Origin of the sequence: Flavobacterium tructae, assembly GCF_002217475.1 — a bacterium.
Lineage (GTDB): Bacteria > Bacteroidota > Bacteroidia > Flavobacteriales > Flavobacteriaceae > Flavobacterium > Flavobacterium tructae.
Map to the genome: position 1 here is coordinate 1 of NZ_MUHH01000013.1, position 20,792 is coordinate 20,792.

Genomic DNA, 20,792 nt, shown 5'->3' on the forward strand with positions numbered 1-20,792 from the left:
TACTCTTTACTCTTTACTCTTTACATTTCACTTTTTAGTTATAAAAGCAATATGCGCCGGAATATTACCTGCCGTAGTTTTCCATTTTAGTTTTCCTTCGGGAGTAAAACAGTAGATATAGCCTGTTACTACATAATTTTGGGCATCGGTAATGTATATTTCTTTCGTTTCGGGATTTACCTGTAAACCGTAAGGAATCATGATATGCTTATCAGTACCGTCTGTAATTATTTTATCGTTAATCACTTTTTTAGTCTTTGTATCTAATATTCCGTACGTAACCTTATTACTGTTGGTCAGATAGCTCCATGAAACACTGTAATAATAGAGCAAATCATCAACCAGACAGGTTGCCGAAACGGGAATATCAAGCTGCATTTTCTTTTCATCCGTCTTCGTGTCAATCACAAAAAGATTAGACGGTGTGTTGTAATAATCACCTCTGGAACTCACATAAATATCCCCCCTGCTGTCTACCTGCATGCTATGAAGATTAATCCCCACATCTATCTTTTTTATTTCGGTAAAAGTTTCAAGATCGATAACGGATACGGTACGGTCATAATTAGGTACTTTGTAACCTCCTGAATTGGCTACATACAATTTTCCGTTATGTACCACCATTTGTTCCGGCTGATAACCAACGGTCACTTTGCGTTTTATTTCTAAGGATGTCGTATCTATTTCGGCTACAAATCCAATTTCGGCATTTGGGTCAATGGCAACAGGGCCTGAATACGAACTTACGTAGGCTTTATTTTTGTAGAAAGTGACATATCGGCAATTCGGAATGTCTATTTTTTTGATTCGTTTTGCGGACCATTTGTCGATTACCTCAACCTTATTGGAGCAGTTGATAACCGCATACACTTTATTCCCGTAAATTTTTATGTCGTTACCTACGTCACCCAGTTCTTTTACCACTGTTGGATTGCGTTCGGAATAAATATCAGTGGTATAATTCCCGGTTCTGTAATTGAACACGTCAATACTGGCGCGGTTCATTCCCATATTACCTTCGTTTAAAAGATAAAATCCTTCTATGTTGCCATCGCTTCTGGGTGCGGCTACACTTTTATCTGAAGAGGGAAAAATAGTTTCTTCTTCTCTACAGGAAACCAAAAGAAGAGCAACAAATAAACTAAGCAGGAATCGGGTACTTCTCTTTTTCATAGTGCAATACTGATTATAAATTTTAAAGTACGGCCCGGCATCGGATAGTTATAAATCACTTCGTACTGCTGATTCAGGGCATTGTTCAATTCGATCGTTCCTTTTATTTTATACTGATGAAAAGAGAACATTTTCTGAACCGCCAAATCATGGGTGTACCAAGGCTGTACTTCATTAATTTTGATATTGTTTACATTTCCGTTGTAGCGTTTTCCTACATATATAAAACTGTAGTTAAAATTCCATGACTTATAATCTGCATTTAATATTCCGGATCCGCTGTGCCAGGGTGTGTAAGGAATCTGATCTCCGTAAGAGGATAATTCCAAACCGGCAAACTTGGTGTAATCTCGACTCTCCGAATACGTATAGGTTAAATGAGTAGTCAGATTTACTTTGCCGAAATGCATTTTCATATCCACAGCCGACTCTATTCCTTTTCCTTTCACCTGCCCGATATTAGTCATCATCCAGCGGAATAAATTTCCGGTTGGAGCGGCAATTATTTTATCTTTAGTATTGGTATAATATCCATCGACCTGAAGAGAAAACTGATCCAGAAAACCTTTCTCCACGGGTATATTGTAGGTAAATCCAAGGTCATATTGATTCATGTACTCGGGCCTTAAGGTACTGGAACCGACCATCGTATAATACAAATCATTAAAAGTGGGCATTCGGAACATACGTTTCGCAAAAGCTCTTACATTAAAATCATAGGCTTTAAAAGGAGTGTAACCCAAAAATATAGCAGGAGTAAATTCTGTTTTATCAGGAGCTTTGGCATTGTAACGTACTTCTTCCTGCACGTGCGTTCCTACAACGCTGCCCAGAACTTTAAAGCCATCCAGTCTGTAGGAACTTGCCAGGGCAAACAAAGCGGTGTAGCGCTCCGGATAAGAGAACAGGGTCTTTATCCCTTTTCTGGTTGCATTAAGGCGGTTGTACTGAAAATCAGTTGACAACGAAACGTCCCAAGTGGGTAAAATCTTGTACAGATTGACTGCTGAAAAATAATATTCCTGTTGGTAATAACTATCGTCAGATTGAGCGCCTTCGGTAACCACTTCACCCAGTACACTGGTGGTGTCTCTGGCTACATAATGAGTATAATCATAAGCATATTTTGCCTTAGCCTGAAATTTATATCTTTCGCTAAGATCTTTTATAAAAGTACCCTGTGCAAAAAAATTCTTGTCGTACTGTCTAAAACCATCCGAAAACTTATTTTCTACAATAGCTCCCGGTGCTCCTCTTTCGGAACCGTAATAATACACTTTCGCATCCCAAGTGCCGTTCTTCATTTTTCCATACAGACCAGACTCAAAACGAAATGCTTCTATATCACTATTGTGTCTCGTGGCTGAGGTATCATAAGCCACAGTACCATCGAGATTGTTTCTTTTGTATCTGAATTTGTATTCGCCATTAGATTTTATGTATTCAGAACTGGCACTCCAGCTTACCTTATCACTTAACTTCTGCTCCAATCTAAAAGAAAGGTCATTGTAATTGATAGATATGGTTTTATATCGCAGTAAGAAATTGGTCTTTTTGTTATTCTCAAAAACAGGCCGTTTGGTGCGCAAATAAATAGTAGAAGCTGCCGCAAAATCTTTAGCCGACTGAAATATTTCACTCTTCTGACCATTATACATGGTGAGAGATTCCATATCATCGAGAGAGTATTTTCCTAAATCTGTAACTCCGTTCTGTGCATTTCCTAACTGAATTCCGTCGTAAAAAACACCCACGTGATGCGTTCCCATGTTGCGTACATCCACCGTTTTAAGTCCGCCCAAACCACCATAGTCCTTGATTTGTACTCCGGCAAAATAACGAAGTGCATCGGCAACATTGTGGCTGGCTAAGTTTTCTAGCAGTACTCCTGAGAGGCTTTGTACGGGAATCACTTCCTGATAAGGTTTTGCTTTTAACAGTACTTCTTTCAAAACCCTCAGACTGTCCTTAGTAGTCTGCGAGCGAAGTACGACGGGAGCTAACAATACGAAAAGAAATAAAAGTAATTTTCTGGTCTTACACATCACTGATTTAATTAAATAAACTTCGGGATATGATCGTCAAAAAAGCAATAAGGCAGGATCCCGTTACAAAATAACAGGTCCGTTTATTGTTGTTCAACTTTATTCCACGAAAGTCTTAAACTATGTGATTCCGGCAGGTCTCCTGACTTGTTCCATCTTTAAACTGCCTTCTCATCCCGCAAAGCGGGACAATGGCATGAGTAACGTTAAAGACTTTTACAGAACTTACAGTAGCGGGTCTGTTCAGGATTTACACCTGATTCCCTTTTAACTGTTTTCTCTAAAGAAAAAACAGACCTTAATCTGGCCGTAAAGATAGAATTATCTTTATAAAAACAAGAGTTAATTAGTTCATATTACACTTTTGACAATGAATGAGACCAAATCTCATTCATTCATTAAAAGAATGCTATCTTAAACATTCTTCACTTTTTTAAACCTAACCGTAACAAAAAAGCATTTTTGCGACCAATAACAAGTTCAGTTGGATTGCTTTTTTATAAACATTGAAGAACTGAAACAAAATCATTCAAAACAGGAATTGATTTTATTAATAATGAAGTGAAACAGAAATATTAAAAGTAAATTAACAAATCCCGAGATTTTTGCGTCTTTATATTTGTTAAATTGCGCCCCTGTAAATGAAGATGCCCCTCGTACTACATATTCTTCGAAAAACTCTTGTAAAATGGACTGGAGAAAGGTTTTGGGCCGAAAGTCAAAATTAAAAGAACACTAAAAGAGAAACAAAAAATTCAATGAATACAACAAAGGCTTCCATTATTGCTATTGGAGGATATGTACCGGAAACGGTTTTAAGCAATACTGATTTAGAAAAAAGAATAGATACAACAGATGAGTGGATTACCTCTCGAACAGGCATAAAAGAAAGAAGAATATTGGATGACCCTGCACTGGCAACCTCAGATATGGCTTCTTTCGCCATTAAAGATTTAATAAAAAATTATGATATAAATCCTCTGGATATTGATTGTTTAATACTCGCAACATCAACACCAGATCATATTCTTACTCCCGCTGCCAGTTTGGTATGCGAAAAAGCTGGATTGAAAAGCGCCTGGGGATTTGACCTTAACGCTGCCTGCAGTGGTTTTTTATACGCACTTTCGGTAGGTGCAAGCTTTATTGAAAGCGGCAGATACAAAAATGTTATCGTAGTTGGTGCCGATAAAATGAGTTCGATCGTTAATTACGAAGACCGAAACAGCTGTATTTTATTTGGCGACGGCGCTGGTGCTGTACTTTTACAACCTACTACAGACGGTCGTGGTATTCATCAAAATATTTTCAGAACAGACGGAACAGGAGCTGAATTCCTTTCTGTACGTGCCGGAGGTTCTCTTTTGGCAACAACAGAAGAAACCATTCAAAACAAACAGCACTTTGTACATCAGGAAGGAAGAACCGTTTTTAAACACGCTGTGAGAAACATGAGCGGTACTTCGAAAGAACTAATGGAAAAAGCTTCATTGACTCCGGAGATGGTAGACTGGGTAATCCCTCATCAGGCTAACTTAAGAATTATTCAGGCAGTAAGTGAAGAAGTTGGTATTCCTATTGAGAAGTTTAAAGTAAACATTCAAAGATACGGTAACACTACAGCGGCAACCATCCCGTTATGTCTTTGGGATTTCAAAAACGATTTCAAAAAAGGAGATAATCTTGTTATTACGGCTTTTGGAGCAGGATTCTCCTGGGGCAGTATGTACATCAAATGGTAAATAGTATATAAAAAAATTACGCTAAATTCTTATGCTGAGGTAACTCATCATAAATTCAATATCGATTTCAAATAAAAAAACAATCAGGACAAAAGGTACTGATTGTTTTTTTGTTTGTAATTCAGATTAAATATAAAATCCAAACCATTATTCTTTCGCAGGCAACTGCATCTGTTCTGGTCAGCTTATTGACGGTAAGAAATATAATTTCAAGTTTTTTACAAACCGGTCATCTGTCCTGCTATCATTTTACCCTTAAAAAACACGCCTTCTCTTTTTGGCAAACGAGCTACCGCTTCGGCAGAACAGCTTGCTTTTACCAAAATAAAATGGGCATCATCCCCCGCTGCCGGCCATACGCGTACACCTGCATCGTTAAGCGGCAACACCTCGTTTGTGGTGGCGATATGCAAAGCACGACTCAAATTGTACTCGTCTGTCCAGCCATAAAGCTGTGCACATAATTTTGCTTTTTCCAGCATATCACAGGTTCCAAAAGGCATCCAGTGGTCTACAATACTGTCAGTACCCGTCATCAGTTTCACGCCATACTTCTTTAAAGTCGGAATGGGCATGATGGTTTTTCCGATCGGCACAGTCGAAATAACTCCTATTCCAAGTGCTCCCATTTTTTCGGCTATTCCCTCTAAATCTTTCGGATCCATTCTGGCCAATGCAAAACCATGGCTGATATAGGTTTTTCCTTGTAATTGTTTGTTCTCTTCAGTTTTTTTGATAATGTATTCTATGGCTGATTTTCCTGAAGGTGGCGATTCGTGCAAATGAATATCGATTCCTTTATTGTGGTCTATTGCAATCTGAAACATGGTATCAAGCGATTTCTCCATATTTCCATCAACCGTTGTAGGGTCAAGACCGCCAATAAAATCTACCCCCATTTTTGCGGCTTCTCTCAGTAAAGGTTCTGATTGCGAATATAAAATTCCGTGCTGCGGAAAAGCCACAATCTCCCATCCAAAACTGTCTTTATTATTCTCTAAAGCCTTCAACAAATGCTCCAGACTTTTTAACCCGCTCACAGGATCAATATTACACTGGCAACGGGCAAAATAGCTCCCCTGACTTTTCATCAACTGAATAGCCTGCTCTGCTTTGTACTGAGAATCGACAAGCAAATCCGGAATAATTTTCTGTTCCAGCGTAATCATATCTTTTACCGTAAATCCTTTTCTGGGAGCGGCATTCCATTTTCCGCCGTAAAAAGTTTTATCAATATGGATGTGCATGTCACGCAATCCCGGAAGCATCAAAAGACCTTTGGCGTCAACTTTTTTTAGTTTACCATCGGGTTTGTCGGTTGTAATATTTTTAATCTTCCCATCTGCAATATGTACATTAAACAAATTGGTTTTGGTCGCAATTACTTCTTTCTTTTCATTATACTCAAAACCGTCTTCCAGTCTTACATTGATTAAAATATATTCTTTCATACTGGTCGCAATATACTCCGGTTCCTCAATAGAATGTGCCATTGCAGTATTGCTTATTCCGGAAAACAATGCGGCTCCAGTTGCTGCGGCTCCCATTCTTAAAAATTGCTTTCGGTTTATTTTGTTGTCGCTCATCGGTTAATAGTGTGATATATTCCTGAGAAATTAGCTCTCAAAAAATAATGGTGAACTGCAAAATTCACTTAATTTTTTAAAACCGGAGCAGGAAGATTAATGATAAGAATGGTACAGATTATAATTTTCCTTAAAATCTGTCGGTGTTATTCCGATATACTTTTTAAATACTTTGGCAAAATAGCCATTATCGCTAAATCCTAACTGATAAGCAATTTCTTTTACCGACAAATCAGTACTAATCAACAATCGTTTGGCTTCCAGAATGGTTCTTTCTTTTATAACATCGCCAGCCGATTTGTTCAGGAATTTTTGGGAGAGAATATTCAGATAATTAGAGGTCACATTCAACTCTCCGGCGTAAAAATTTACGGAGAATTCTGTTGTAAAGTGATCTTCAATCAGTGTCTTGAACTTTTTTATAATTTTTTCTGATTTGGCCGCAACATCATGATCCGGAAATTGCAAAACGTAATCTTTTTGCAATAATTTAAACAGCAGATGCAATCTCAACAGCACTATTTCTTTGGTCAATAGATCGTCTTTAACTAAATCTGATTCTATTTCCTCCAACTGGCTTTTAACATTCTGAAATCCATTCTTATCCAGGGAAAGGCAGAAGGGTGAACTCTGTCCGAAAAAAGGCAGCTGCGACAAATTAGAAAAAACCGTCATGATCGCAGGAGATATCATCAGCTGGAAACCATTAGTATTGACATCAAGCGACCAATTATGCACCTGTCCCGCTCCCACAAAATGAATCTGATAATCTTCTACTCTCGTTTGTTTAAAATCTACACTATGAAATCCGGAACCGTTCTCTACAAAAAAACAAGGTAGAAATCGTGTTTATGAGGCTGCTCGAATTCGTTACGCCCTTTTACACTATGCCGAAACAGGGTGATACCAAACGTTTGCTCGCCAAGTATATTTAAAACAGACAAAGTGGGTATCGCATTTTTGCTCAAAGGAATTGATCGTGTTGGTTAGCTATTTTCAAAATTATGTAATTAATCGATAGGTAAACTGTTGTGCTTATTTTTTTTCACGCAAATTCGGCAGATTCAGGCGATTGCTCTGCCCGTTTGCTATCCCTCAGGTTAGCAGATTTTCGCTAATCATTTTAATCCATTAATCTGTGGCTAATGCTTCAACACCTATAAACCTATTTTTTATGGCTTTGATAAAATTCAAAATCACCTTTTACTCAGTCGCCTAAACCGAGCAGCTCAAAACCTTCATTAATTCTGTAAAAAACAGACTCTTTACACAAATTTGAAAGTTTTATGATAAAAACTGAAAGACGATTTTGAATCTCAAATCTAACTTCGCTCTATCAAAGCATTAGAACAAACAGATCATAAATCTAAAAGAGTAAACAATGAAAAAAAACCTAGGCTTATTAGTAGCAGTCTTTGCTATTACCATAAACTCCTTTGCCAATCTCAAACCCGAAGATCCATCTTTGGTTTGGTTTAAAAAAACAACCGAAACCATTCGCTTCCAGCTAAACAAAGCGGCACAGACTTATAAACCGGGGAAAAATCCGCGTTCTGTAAATCCTGACGGAACGGTGAGATTGGCCGGTTTAACAGACTGGACTACCGGTTTTTTTCCGGGAAGTTTGTGGTATGGCTATGAACTCACCGGGGATAAAGCTCTGGCGGATGAGGCTAAAAAGTTTACGCTTGCTTTAGATTCCATCCGAAATATAAAAAACACACATGATGTAGGTTTTATGCTCTACTGTTCTTATGGAAATGCTTACAGAATTACGGGAGACAAAACTTATCTTCCGGCACTGGCTGACGGAGCAGCAAATCTTTATGCCCGATTTAATCCAGCAGTTGGAGCTATTCGTTCCTGGGATTTCGAGTGGTTGCATTATCCGGTGATTATCGATAATATGATGAACCTTGAATATTTGTATTGGAGTGCCAGCGCCTTTAACAAACCTGAATATGCCACCGCTGCCAATACGCACGCGCTGACGACTATAAAAAACCATTTTAGAAAAGATTTCAGTTCCTACCATTTGGTTGATTATGATCCGAAAACAGGCAAAGTATTACGTAAAGGAACGCATCAGGGTGTTACCGACGAATCGGCATGGGCACGAGGTCAGGCCTGGGGATTGTACGGATATACGATGTGTTATGCCAATACTAAAAACCCGAAGTTTTTACAACAGGCCGAAAATATTGCTGCCTTTATAATGAATCATCCGCGTATGCCAAAAGACAAAATACCGGTTTGGGATTTTGATGTGCACAACGCTATGGATACTGCTGAACTTGCTCCCAGAGATGCTTCGGCAGCAGCTGTAATCGCCTCAGCATTGCTTGATTTAAGTACTCAGGTTAAGGATGGAAAAAAATATGCCAACTATGCCGAAGCCATTTTAAAATCCTTATCGTCTGATGCTTACCTCGCAAAATCGGGTGAAAACAATTATTTTTTACTGAAACACAGCGTCGGTGCCTTTTTATACAATTCAGAAATTGATACACCACTTGACTATGCAGATTATTATTATCTAGAAGCTTTAAAAAGATACGCATCTCTTAAAAAAATAGAAATCTAAAAGTAAACAGTTCGTGCAATACGCTGTCTGCGAAAAAAATAAAACAGGAAGTTCTTTACTCTAGAAATTACAAAAAAATACTCGACCGAACAATTAACAGTTTGCCGAAAATTACTCGCGGAAGTATTTTCTCAGCGTAATTCCTAACCAAATAACTTCATTACAAGCCCGCAAAACCTCCGATTCTAACCGTTGGAAGTTTTGCGGGTTAGTTGCTAAGAATACAATAAATTACTAACCACTAATCTATTAATAACCACTCTTATGCACAAAAAATTACTTTTATCCGTCGGGCTAATAGCCTTCGTTTTTAACTTCTCGTACGCTCAGCTGAGTGTTGTAAACGAGATTGCCGTCAAATATCGAAACTGGCTCACAGGGGAGAATCTCGATTATTCTAAAACAGAAGTCAACGAAAGATACAGCCGTTTTCTGAGCAATGGCATAGCTGCTAAAAACCTCTCGGCATACGATTTTGCCAATCCTGGTCCGGCATGGAATTTTACTATCAGTGCCGATCAGACTGCGTATCAGGTTTTGGTCGAACAAAAACTAATCCGCTTAGTCTTTTTGTACCAATTAAAAGGGTCAGCTGCCAGTCCTAATCCCGATTATCACAGTCCTGCATTGCGAGATTCTATTTTAGCACTTTTCAACTATATGAAAGCTAAAGGCATCAGCAGTACTACTAATTTTGCTTATCTCTCCATTCCTGCCACCGAAGAAGTGATTACCAGCGGTCACGGGATATGTTTGCGCTCCTCAGGATATGCAACTTCCGTTTTTTTGATGAAAGACGAGTTAGTTGCTGCCGGAGAATTTACACATCATCTCGGAGCACTGAAAAGCTTAACGGCTTTTATTTCTCCGGATTATCCTAATTTCAATTTCACCAATCCCGGTTTCAATTCTGATATTATTCGTTCTTCCATCCAGCAACGATTTTGTTATGTATTGGCTCAGGACGATGCTTCAACTACAAAAGTTACAGATATGGATTTTCTGAAACGTTTTATTGACAATGCACTCCAAATAAGCAATGGCTGGAACGATTGTATTAAACCTGATTTTATTACCTATCATCACAGAGGTGCTTATTCGAATTCCTACGGAGTAGAAGCGCTGCAACAATCTTCGATTATGAATATGATGCTGAAAAACACCTCCTATGAATTAAATGCCGAAGCACAAAGCAACTTAAAAAATGCCATTTTAAACTACAGCAAATTCAGTAAAGGTTTTGAAATGCCTTTAGGACTCGCCGGAAGATTCTTCACCAACACTGATGCGCTAAACGACTTACGACCTGCACTGGCATTTTTATATGTAGCTGATCCTGTAGCCAATCTGGAAGCAGGAAGAGAATTTGTCCGTCTTTGGAACCTTTCAGCAACCGCTAATACTAATTTACTGAGACAAAATGCCCTATCGATCACATTGGTCTATACACCAGGCGGTGTTATGGACATACTGCAGACTTTAAATTCGGGACTTAGTCCGCTTCCGGAAATAACCCAAGGGCAATTTAATTTTCCCTTTGCCGGATTGAGCGTTCACAAATACAATGGCTTTCAGACAAGCATAAAAGGAACCAGTAAACACATTTGGCATTTCGAGGATTCGGCCACAGAAAATGTTTTTGGCAGATACACCTCTGCAGGCGCTATGGAATTGCTGACCACCGGTGCTCCTGTGACCCGAGCTTCAAACGGTTATTCTGAAAATGGCTGGGATTGGTCGCATCTTCCCGGAACAACGGTTGCCTACCTTCCGTTAAACATACTTGAAACAGGCACTATGAGGGAAATGAACGGAAAATCATTTCTGACGGTTGGTTCTTTAGACAACAACGGTGTTTTTGGTATGGATTATAAAGATTATAATTCGGCTACCGGAATGACGGCTTTGAAGTCTAATTTTTTCTTCAAAAATATGATTCTCTGTCTAGGTTCTAATATTAGAGACACTAACGGAACCTACCCTATTCATACTACTTTGTTTCAAACAGCACTAGCCAATACAGCAACAGCAACTTATGTGAACGGTACGGCCACTACAGGCAATACTTATACACTTACCCAAACAGGAACTTTTTGGGCGACAGATGCTTTAGGCAATGGCTACGTAGTTCCCGGAAATTCAAGTAATACTGATGCCATAACCATTAACCGATTGGAGCAAAACTCCCGCAACAACAGCAATAGCGCTAATACTTCGGGTAACTTTACTAGTGCCTTTATCAATCATGGTACTGCCCCTGTTTCAGCCAAATTTCAATATGCGGTCGTATTGCAGGGCGGACAGACCGTTACACAACAACTGGCTGCTAATTTTACTTCTTACTTTAAAATTTACCATCAAAACAGTCAGGCACATATTGTACAATACCTGCCGGATGCCATATTTGGTTATGTTATTTTTACTCCATCAACCGTATTTACTTATGATGCAGTGGTAAGTGTAAACAAACCGGCGGCTGTGATGACTCAAAAAACAGACAACGGAAACCGATTAAAAGTCAGTCTGACCAACCCAAACTTAGGGTTGCTGGCTTCTAATGAAACCTACACTTGGAGCCAGATTAGCAGCCAGAACTCCATTTTAAACAGAGTGGCACAAACAGATCCTGTAAAATTAACCCTTGCCGGCCACTGGGAATTGGCCGCACCAGCTTCAAATATAACCACCTCTATCAATGGCGCTAATACAGAAGTTACTTTTGCTACCATTAACGGACTTACAATTCAAACCGAACTTGTAAAATCATCCACATTGGGTATTCATGATCCGACGGGGCAAGCTTCAGATTTAGTCGTAATTGTTGCTCCCAACCCTTCCCAATCCGATTTTAAAATCAATGTTACAGGTGAAGCCGGAGAGACTATTTTTGTAAATGTGTTCGACACTTTAGGAAAACGTGTCAACATCCTAAAATCAGACTATGGGCAAACTATTGTTCTGGGCAGTGACTGGACTCCCGGAATATACTTTGCCGAAATACGTCAGGGCAAACAAAAGAAAACCGTCAAATTAATAAAACGATAAACAATCAACTAAATTTTAAAAAACAATAACTACATACTAATGAAAAACCTTAAAAAAACAATAATCTTACTCCTCCTATTTACCACCGCTTATTTTACTCATGCGCAGGAAAAACAACTGACAAAAGAAAGTTTTGATGTTGTCAACCTTCACTATCCGGGTTTAGAGAATGTAAACCAGCTTTTTACTTCCGGTAAATATGACGAAGCTGCCAGAGCGTTGCTCAATTATTACCGCGAGCGAAGAAAAATCAAAAACCCTGATTTTAATGTGGGCGATGAAACCCGATTTAGAGGAAAAGATATCGGAAAAGCCAATCAGTTAAAAGCTGACAATGCTTTGTTACATCAGTTTCAGCCTCATAAAGGCTATGGTTATTTTGATTACGGAACCGATATTAACTGGGATTATTGGCCTGTAAAAGACAATGAAGTACGTTGGCAGCTGCATCGTGTAACCTGGTGGCAACCTATGGGAATGGCCTACAGAAGCAGCGGCGATGAAAAATATGTCAAAGAATGGGTTTCCCAGTTTCGCGATTGGGAGAGAAAAAACGTTTTAGGGCGTTCGAAAGAAAATGACCAATTTGCCTGGCGTCCGTTAGAAGTATCAGAGCGTATACAGAGCCTTCCGGGAACCTTCAACCTGTTTGTAGTTTCATCGAATTTCACACCCGCTTTTTTGATGGAATTCTTAAACAGCTTCTCCAAACAAACTGCCTATATTCCTAAGAATTACAGTAAAGAAGGTAATCATTTATTGTTTGAAGCACAACGTATCCTGAGTGCAGGAGCCTTTTTCCCGGAACTCAAAGCAGCAGAAGAATGGCGTAAAAGCGGCATCGAAATACTCAATCGCGAAATAAAATTACAAGTACTCCCTGATGGTGTCCAATGGGAACTTTCACCTATTTATCATGTTGCCTGTATCGAAATCTTTTTAAAAGCCTACAACTCGGCTAAAATGGCGGGTGTAGCAAAAGAATTTCCGGAAACCTACTCCAAAACAATCGAAAAAATGATGGTCGCAACAGCCAATATTTCTTTTCCGGATTACAGTACACCGATGTTTGGCGACTCCTGGACTTTTGATAAAAATGGCAGAATAAAACAATTTCTAAATTGGTCAAAAATGTTTCCTGAAAACGGGCTCTTGAAATATTTGGGTACGGCTGGTGCTGAAGGACAATTACCTAATTATGAATCCCATGGCTTATCAGACGGAGGTTTTTATGCTTTTAGAAACGGATGGAACGATAAATCAACCGTCATGATTGTTAAAGCGGGTCCGCCGGCCGAATTCCATGCACAGCCGGACAATGGTACATTTGAACTTTGGGTAAAAGGACGCAATTTTACACCAGATACAGGCTGCTACATTTACAGTGGTGATGCTGAGGTAACCAAAATGAGAAATTGGTACCGTCAAACCAGAGTACACAGCACGTTGACACTTGACAATCAGAACATGATCATTACCAAAGCCAAAGAAAACAAATGGAGTACCTCTAAAAACTTAGACCAATTGACCTATACCAATCCTAGTTATTCTGACTTAAATCATCAGCGTACCATTCTTTTTATAGATCAGAAGTACTTTATAATTCTTGATAAAGCAATTGGGAAAGCTACCGGAAACTTAGGAGTTCACTTTCAATTAAAAGAAGACAGCAAACCGGTTTTCAATAAAACGAACAATAGCATTACAACCACTTACGAAGATGGCAACAATCTTTTGATACAATCTTTAAATACCGATAAAGTGACATTAAATGAAGAAGACGGTAAAGTTTCCTATCAGTACGCCAAAGAAATTGCACGCCCTGCTTTTGTTTTTGAAAAGCCGAAAACTACTGCTGCAGCACAAAGTTTTATTACGGTAGTTTATCCATATGATGGAACTAAAGCTCCGGAGATCAGTATTAAGATGAATAAGGCTAATGATTTCGAAAAAGGAATTATTGATTTGAGTTTACAAATTGATGGTAAAAAAAGTGAGGTAAAAACAAATCTGAATGATTAAGCTTTTCTAATTCCTTTCAAAATATTATGTATTGTAAAGGCGTCTAAATTTTAGGCGCCTTTTTTTGGGACCTACTAATTACTGGATAATTCCTTCTTCCCCACTTTTTTATCTGTTTTTTCATTCCTATTTCATCCGTCATAATCTGCCACCCCGGTGGGGTTCTAGCGTTGGGGATACTGTTTTCTACAAATATGAAGCCCCTCCGGGGCTTTATGTTTTGACACCATGATTACCGGATAATATGTGCCATTCCTACGGAATTCAAATATTCGGTGCGAAATTATTTTTAAATGGATTAAAATCCATCCCTACAAAATAGACCGAGCCAAAGGCTCTTTTTCAATAGTTCAGAAGAAACGACTCATATTGTAGCAATGGATTTTAATCCGTTGAATGTAAAAGGAACACAACATTTGAATTCCGTAGGAATGGCACATATAAAAATTACCGGCCCGCTGGAGTTCTAACCTATGAGACATTGTTTTTTTTTATAAATATGAAATCCCTCTGGGACTTTATTTTAAATGCACCTCCATTAATCTAACCTGAAAAAACAGTTCCACAGAAGTAAAATATTTATATCAATTTTATAATCGCACGACAGGTAAAGCTCCAGAGGAGCGGCATCTATTTCACAAACAAATAAAGCTTCCGATTAAATTCCCCATCAATTTCTAAATAACGATGAATCTATCGTCCAATTCCTATTCAAAAAATAAATGCTCGCAATACTTTTATCAGTTTTATCTGAAAAAGAGAAAGCAAACTACTTTACTTCCCTCCTACATTCTGTAAAAATTACATCGTTTTCGTTAACCTGCTATTCCATTTAATTTAACTTTTGCCCAACACAAATGATCACGGAACAGTGCAGTAAAAACAACACTTTTATACTGAAAACAAAATCTCAAAAACGCCATAAAACCCTGATTACACAAGGATTTTAAAGAGTTTTAAAAGCACAATTAATCAAAATCAATAGCAATTTGGACATTTTCAAAACTGTCCTCTATAGTCGATTTATATATTTGTTTTTATTAAATCAAAAAAACATGACCAATTCCAAAAAAATGAACCAGCAACTACAGAATCCATTTTTAATTGTCAGGCGGAAAATTCCTCTGCGAATTTCCTCAGTTAATAAATTGTTATAATTTTCGTCCATTAAAAATAATGAAGCGATTGGTTAAACAATAGTATCAAACGGCAGTCGATCTCAAACTTATTACAACAGTAATTCGGAATTTCGGTCAAGCAATAATAAGAAGATAAATGATTCAGAAGAGTGATTTCTAATTATCCAGCAAGACCAGATATCAACTTATACAACATCAATTTAGGAAGTAAGGTTACCCTTATTCCGGTTTAAAAAAAATTATGAAAAGGACTCTATTTTTATTTTTGCTGCTTACCACCTGCAAAGTGATGTACGGGCAGGATATTATTACCGTAAAAGGTGTGGTAACCGATGCTCAGAATATGCCTATGCCGGGAGCAACTGTTTCTGAAAAAGGAACCAAAAATACCACTGTTACTGCTATGGACGGTGATTATCAAATTAAGGTAAAACCAAATGCTATTTTGGTTTTTTCGTTCATCGGAACTAAAACTAAAGAAGAACCTGTTAAAAACAGAACGCTTATCAATACTAAATTACTCGATGACGCCAATAATCTGGATGAGGTAGTTGTAGTAGGGTACGGAACCAAAGCGAGAAAAGATCTTACGGGAGCTATCTCTTCCGTTAAGGGACAGGAACTCGCTAAAATTCCGGTTCAAAATGTGGCACAGGCATTACAGGGCCGTATTGCCGGTATGCAGGTTACCATGTCTGACGGTACACCCGGATCTGAACCTTCTCTTAGAATTAGGGGCGGAACTTCGATTACCCAAAGTAATGAACCTTTGTATGTCGTTGACGGTGTAGCTCAAACCGGAGGATTAAGCTTTTTAGATCCTATGGATATTGAATCTATCGACGTTTTAAAAGATGCCTCTTCGACTTCTATCTATGGTGCACAAGGGGCCAACGGGGTAGTTTTAGTGACAACCAAAAAAGCAAAAGGCGGAAAACTAACTTTAAGTTACGATACTTATGCCGGGATTAAGACTATCGCCAAAACAATTCCGGTGATGAATCCTTACCAATACACCCAATTACTTTATGAATCAGCAACTGATGATGCCAGAATGCAGAAGTTTGTGAGTGCTTTTGGAACTTATGATCAACTTGAAGGCCTTTACAAAGACAGACAAGGCATCAACTGGCAGGATGAGGTTTTTGGAAATGCCGTGGAAAGTCAATACCACAAGTTAAGCATAAGCGGTGGTGAAAATGATACCAAATACAATGCTTTCTACTCGGTGAATAACGATCAGGGAATTATGCTGGGAAGCGAATCGGTAAAAAATATTGCAAAACTAAACGTAACCAATTCCATCAGTAAAAAGGTTACGGTTACAGCAATTGTAAATTACTCCAATCAAAAAGTAACCGGATTATCAACAAACGATGGTGGAAATGCACGTTTGAGCATGCTGCAAAATTTATTGCAATACCGACCTACCATTGGAAAAACAGGATCTGATGAAGATCTTAAAACCTTAACCGTAGATCCGTTGGACAATCAGGATTCTCCAACCTTCCAGAGTCCGTTGATTACCATCGACAGTCAAAAAAGAGAGGCCATTACCAGAGCCATCAACATGAGTTTACAGCTGCAATACAACATAACGCCAAGCTTAATCTATCGCGGATTAATCAGTTATACCGACAACAGCATGAAGAGCAAATATTTTAACGATTCCAGAGGTATACAAGCCATCAGAAGCGGTGGTGCCAATGGCGGGGTGACGCACAATATTGGCACCCGATTAAATTACAACAACGTTCTGACGTATAGTAAGACTTTCAGCAAAAAACACAAGTTTGACGCCTCTCTCGGACAGGAATACATTTACAATTATGCAGAAGGAATTACTGCTTCGGCAACCGCTTTTCCTGACGTTAATCTGGGGTGGGATAAATTGCAACTGGGTACCATTGCCGGAATTCCGACAACCTACGCAGAAGATGACAAAATATTATCTTTTTTTGGAAGAGCCAACTACTCGTACAAAAACAAGTATTTACTGACTGCCACTTTAAGAGCAGACGGGTCTTCTAAATTTGGGACAGAAAACCAATGGGGATACTTTCCTTCTGTTTCGGCTGCCTGGAGAATTATCGAAGAACCTTTTATGGATAAATTACCTGCATTTTCAGACTTAAAACTTCGTTTGAGTTATGGGGAAGCCGGAAATAACCGAATTGCCAATTATGCCGCTTTGGGTATTTTTAATTCAGGATCTTATCCTTTGAACAATCAAATGAATATCACGGCATTTCAGAACAATCTTCCAAATCCCTTTTTAAAATGGGAGGCTACAAAATCGACGAATATTGGTTTTGACATTGGTTTTTTCAAACAAAGGATCGCGCTTACCACAGAGTTATACGAAAATCGTTCTAAGGATTTACTGTACAACACTCGTGTTCCCGCAAGTTCAGGTTTTAAAAAACAGTTTCAAAACATCGGAGCTACCTCCAATCGCGGAATCGAATTTACACTGAACACGGTAAACGTAAAAACCAATAGTTTTAACTGGAGTACAACTTTCAACATTGCTTTTAACAAAACTAAAGTACTAAGTTTGAGTGAAGGCGAAAATTCGTTGATCACCAACAGTTATACCGATCGGAACGACTACATTTTGCAGGTTGGAAAACCGGTCGGCGTCATGTACGGTTATGTAAGAGACGGATTGTATCAGGTAAACGATTTTGATTATAATACCACAACTAGTACCTACACCCTTAAACCGGGGGTAGTAAGCGACAATATCGTTGCACAGCCTGGCTTTATCAAATTTAAAGACATCAGCGGTCCTAATGGTACACCGGATGGCGTAATTAATGATTTAGACAGAACTGCCATTGGAGATGCCAATCCTAAATATACAGGAGGTCTTAACAATACCTTTAGCTACAAAGGAATTGATTTAAGTGTATTTCTTGATTTTACGGTAGGAAATGATATCTATAATGCCAACGTTCTAAACAACTCAAGGCTTAATCTCGACAATTTAAACACCGTAGCGATCTATGCTGACAGATGGACAACCATTAACACAGCAGGACAACGTGTTACCGATCCCGTCGAACTGACTGCCCTTAACGCTGGCAAAACCAATCCGGCCTTTAACGGAAACGCTACCGGACGTTTGTACAGCGATATTATTGAGGATGGCTCGTTTTTAAGAATCAACAACATCAGCCTGGGGTACACCTTACCAAAAGAATGGCTTAAAAAATCTAAAATCTCAAATTTGAGAATTTATTTTACCGCTTACAATCTGTACGTATTCACCAAATATTCAGGATATGATCCTGAGGTTAGTGTACTCAACAATGCCATAACCCGCGGAGTCGATTTTAGTGCTTACCCTAGAAGTAAATCGTTTATCACAGGATTAAATATTTCGCTATAATTTAAAGTTTACAAAGATGAAAAACAATATATTTTCCCGCAAAACACTTATAGCAGCCGGTATTGCCTGCCTCTTATTACCGCTTAATTCCTGCGACAAAGAACTGGAAGTTACCCCCTATTCTTACTTTACCACTGCTAACTTTTTCTCTGATGCAAACGAAGCCAATATGGCCACCCTTGGTGTTTACGAATCCATGTCGTCAATGGACAGTTATGGCTGGAACATTTCCTTAGTTTTTGATGCCGATACCGATATTGAACAAATGACCGGAATTGGTGCCGACGACTGGAGAACCATAGCACACTATCAGGGAATTTCTCAAACGAATATGTTCTACACCGTTTGGAGTAAATTGTATGAAGGAATAGACAGAGCCAACGTAGTGATCGAAAGAATACCACAAATGGAACTTTTTTCAAACGGCAACACAGCCCAAAAAGAACAGTTGAACCGTTACCTCGGTGAAGCAAAATTTCTGCGTGGTTTCTATTATTCAGAACTTGTACGTTTATGGGGAGACGTGCCTTTTAAAACAAAAAGTTCTCAATCCGGCGATAATCTGAAAGGAGCACTTGTAGACCGTCAGGAAATTTATACCCAGATCATCAAAGATATGACCGAAGCCTCACTTCTCCTTCCGGAACAGTTGCCTACAGACGAACGTATCAACAAATGGGGAGCCAAAGCCATGCTGGCCAGAGTAGCTCTATTTGCCGGAGGATACTCTTTAGGTGCTGACGGAACGATGAAACGTCCTTCAAACTACAAAGACTATTACAAACTGGCGCAGCAACAGATTAACGATGTTATAGCTCAAAATCCATATAAGCTAAACCCATCTTATGCTAAAGTATTTAAAAACCAGTGTCAGCATGTATTAGAACCTACTGAGAATATTTTTCAGGTTGCATTCTACAATCCGTCGGGAAACATAGGAAATGCCTCTTGGGTAGGAAACTTCAACGGTCCGGCAACAGCAGCTGGTTTCTATCCATCCAACATTTCGAGATGTTTGGTTCCAAAACCATTTTACAATAGTTTTAATGCGGCCGATCAGCGCAGAGATTTTTCCATTGCCACCTACTCCATCAACAATTTGGGGAACAAACTTCCTCTTTTAACCACCAATCAGGACGAAAGATGGACGGTTGGTAAATGGAGCAGAGAATACCAGACCAATGCAACTGCAGAAAGAGTTTACACACACATCAATTGGGTAATCATGCGTTATTCCGACTTGCTTCTGATGCGTGCTGAGGTAGAAAACGAACTAAACGAGGGCCCTAATACCATTGCTTATGATGCCATCAATCAAGTTCGTAAAAGAGCCTTTGGTGCCGACATACAGGGAAGCCGAATTGCGGTTGACATAAAAACAAAAGGAACCGGATATACCAATGCGGCCAATGTTTTAATACAAATCACTGGCGGTGGCGGTACTGATGCGGCGGCGGCAGTAATCACCCTTTCAGCCGGAGGAATCAATACCATTGGAATGCTGCGTTCCGGCGATGGTTATACCTCTGTTCCTACCGTAACCATTACCAGTACAGACGGGAAAGGTACCGGAGCAACCGCAACCGCAAGACTCTTGACCAAACCCACTACAGCCGAAATGAGTTTAGCAACAGGTCTGAACAAAGACAATTTCCTAAAAGCCGTTCAGCAGGAAAGAGCCTGGGAACTTTCGGGCGAAGGAATGCGCAGAGCCGACTTGATCCGATGGGGAATCTTAGGAGATAAATTGATCGAAACAAGTGCCGCAGTCAAACAAATCCGATCGACTTATTTCTTCCCTGCAATTACCAATTTTGTGGCCGGAAAACATGAATTATACCCTTATCCGCAAAATGAAACAGACGTAAACAAAAACATCACACGTCAGAATCCAAAGTACTAGGCAAATAGTATTTAAAAATCATGCACACCCCACTAAATAATGACACTTATTTTGAAAAACTCAAATTATTAAAAATAAATGATGCAACATTATTTAGAAATGAATAAGTTTATAACCGTTAATGCAGGACTTTGTTCTGCATTAATTGTTTGTAACAAA

10 protein-coding genes and 1 riboswitch are annotated in these 20,792 nt (G+C 38.9%); of the genes, 6 read left to right on the forward strand and 4 right to left on the reverse strand.

Going from position 1 to position 20,792, the window contains the following annotated elements; translation table 11 throughout:
* Positions 1 to 27: 27 nt before the first annotated feature.
* Together B0A80_RS03070 and B0A80_RS03075 are read right to left on the reverse strand one after the other, a co-directional pair.
* Positions 28 to 1,173, reverse strand: a complete 1,146-nt coding sequence (locus B0A80_RS03070) for a YncE family protein (RefSeq protein ID WP_089076377.1) — start codon at positions 1,171 to 1,173, stop codon at positions 28 to 30.
* Positions 1,170 to 3,218, reverse strand: a complete 2,049-nt coding sequence (locus tag B0A80_RS03075; RefSeq protein ID WP_089076378.1) for a TonB-dependent receptor — start codon at positions 3,216 to 3,218, stop codon at positions 1,170 to 1,172. Before B0A80_RS03075 ends, B0A80_RS03070 begins: the two co-directional genes overlap by 4 nt.
* 115 nt (positions 3,219 to 3,333) lie before the next feature.
* Positions 3,334 to 3,534, reverse strand: a riboswitch (cobalamin riboswitch).
* 442 nt (positions 3,535 to 3,976) lie between these two features.
* On the opposite strand from B0A80_RS03075, the gene B0A80_RS03080 reads away from it, so the two are divergent.
* Positions 3,977 to 4,960 carry a beta-ketoacyl-ACP synthase III gene (locus tag B0A80_RS03080; RefSeq protein ID WP_017498004.1) on the forward strand — a complete coding sequence of 328 codons (984 nt, stop codon included), beginning with the start codon at positions 3,977 to 3,979 and terminating at the stop codon, positions 4,958 to 4,960.
* A 218-nt stretch (positions 4,961 to 5,178) separates the two neighbouring features.
* Here B0A80_RS03080 and B0A80_RS03085 read toward each other — a convergent pair whose 3' ends face one another.
* Positions 5,179 to 6,546 (reverse strand): amidohydrolase, encoded by a 1,368-nt coding sequence (locus B0A80_RS03085; RefSeq protein WP_089076379.1) that lies wholly within the window; start codon positions 6,544 to 6,546, stop codon positions 5,179 to 5,181.
* Between the two features lie 96 nt (positions 6,547 to 6,642).
* Positions 6,643 to 7,299, reverse strand: coding sequence for a helix-turn-helix domain-containing protein (locus B0A80_RS03090; protein WP_089076380.1), 657 nt, complete (start codon positions 7,297 to 7,299; stop codon positions 6,643 to 6,645).
* 628 nt (positions 7,300 to 7,927) lie between these two features.
* On the opposite strand from B0A80_RS03090, the gene B0A80_RS03095 reads away from it, so the two are divergent.
* The 5 genes from B0A80_RS03095 (at position 7,928) to B0A80_RS03115 (ending at position 20,633) form a co-directional block, all read left to right on the forward strand.
* Positions 7,928 to 9,130: a glycoside hydrolase family 88 protein gene (locus B0A80_RS03095; RefSeq protein ID WP_089076381.1), complete on the forward strand. Its 1,203-nt coding sequence runs from the start codon at positions 7,928 to 7,930 to the stop codon at positions 9,128 to 9,130.
* A gap of 264 nt (positions 9,131 to 9,394) precedes the next feature.
* A complete protein-coding gene (locus tag B0A80_RS03100; RefSeq protein ID WP_089076382.1) occupies positions 9,395 to 12,175 on the forward strand; it encodes a polysaccharide lyase family 8 super-sandwich domain-containing protein in 2,781 nt (926 codons plus the stop codon).
* Between the two features lie 39 nt (positions 12,176 to 12,214).
* Positions 12,215 to 14,197 (forward strand): heparin-sulfate lyase HepC, encoded by a 1,983-nt coding sequence (gene hepC, locus B0A80_RS03105; RefSeq protein WP_089076383.1) that lies wholly within the window; start codon positions 12,215 to 12,217, stop codon positions 14,195 to 14,197.
* Positions 14,198 to 15,577: 1,380 nt separating this feature from the next.
* Positions 15,578 to 18,730, forward strand: coding sequence for a SusC/RagA family TonB-linked outer membrane protein (locus B0A80_RS03110; RefSeq protein WP_233430696.1), 3,153 nt, complete (start codon positions 15,578 to 15,580; stop codon positions 18,728 to 18,730).
* 16 nt (positions 18,731 to 18,746) lie between these two features.
* On the forward strand, positions 18,747 to 20,633 hold the full coding sequence (locus tag B0A80_RS03115) for a RagB/SusD family nutrient uptake outer membrane protein (RefSeq protein WP_089076385.1): 1,887 nt from the start codon (positions 18,747 to 18,749) through the stop codon (positions 20,631 to 20,633).
* The last annotated feature ends 159 nt before the right edge of the window (positions 20,634 to 20,792 follow it).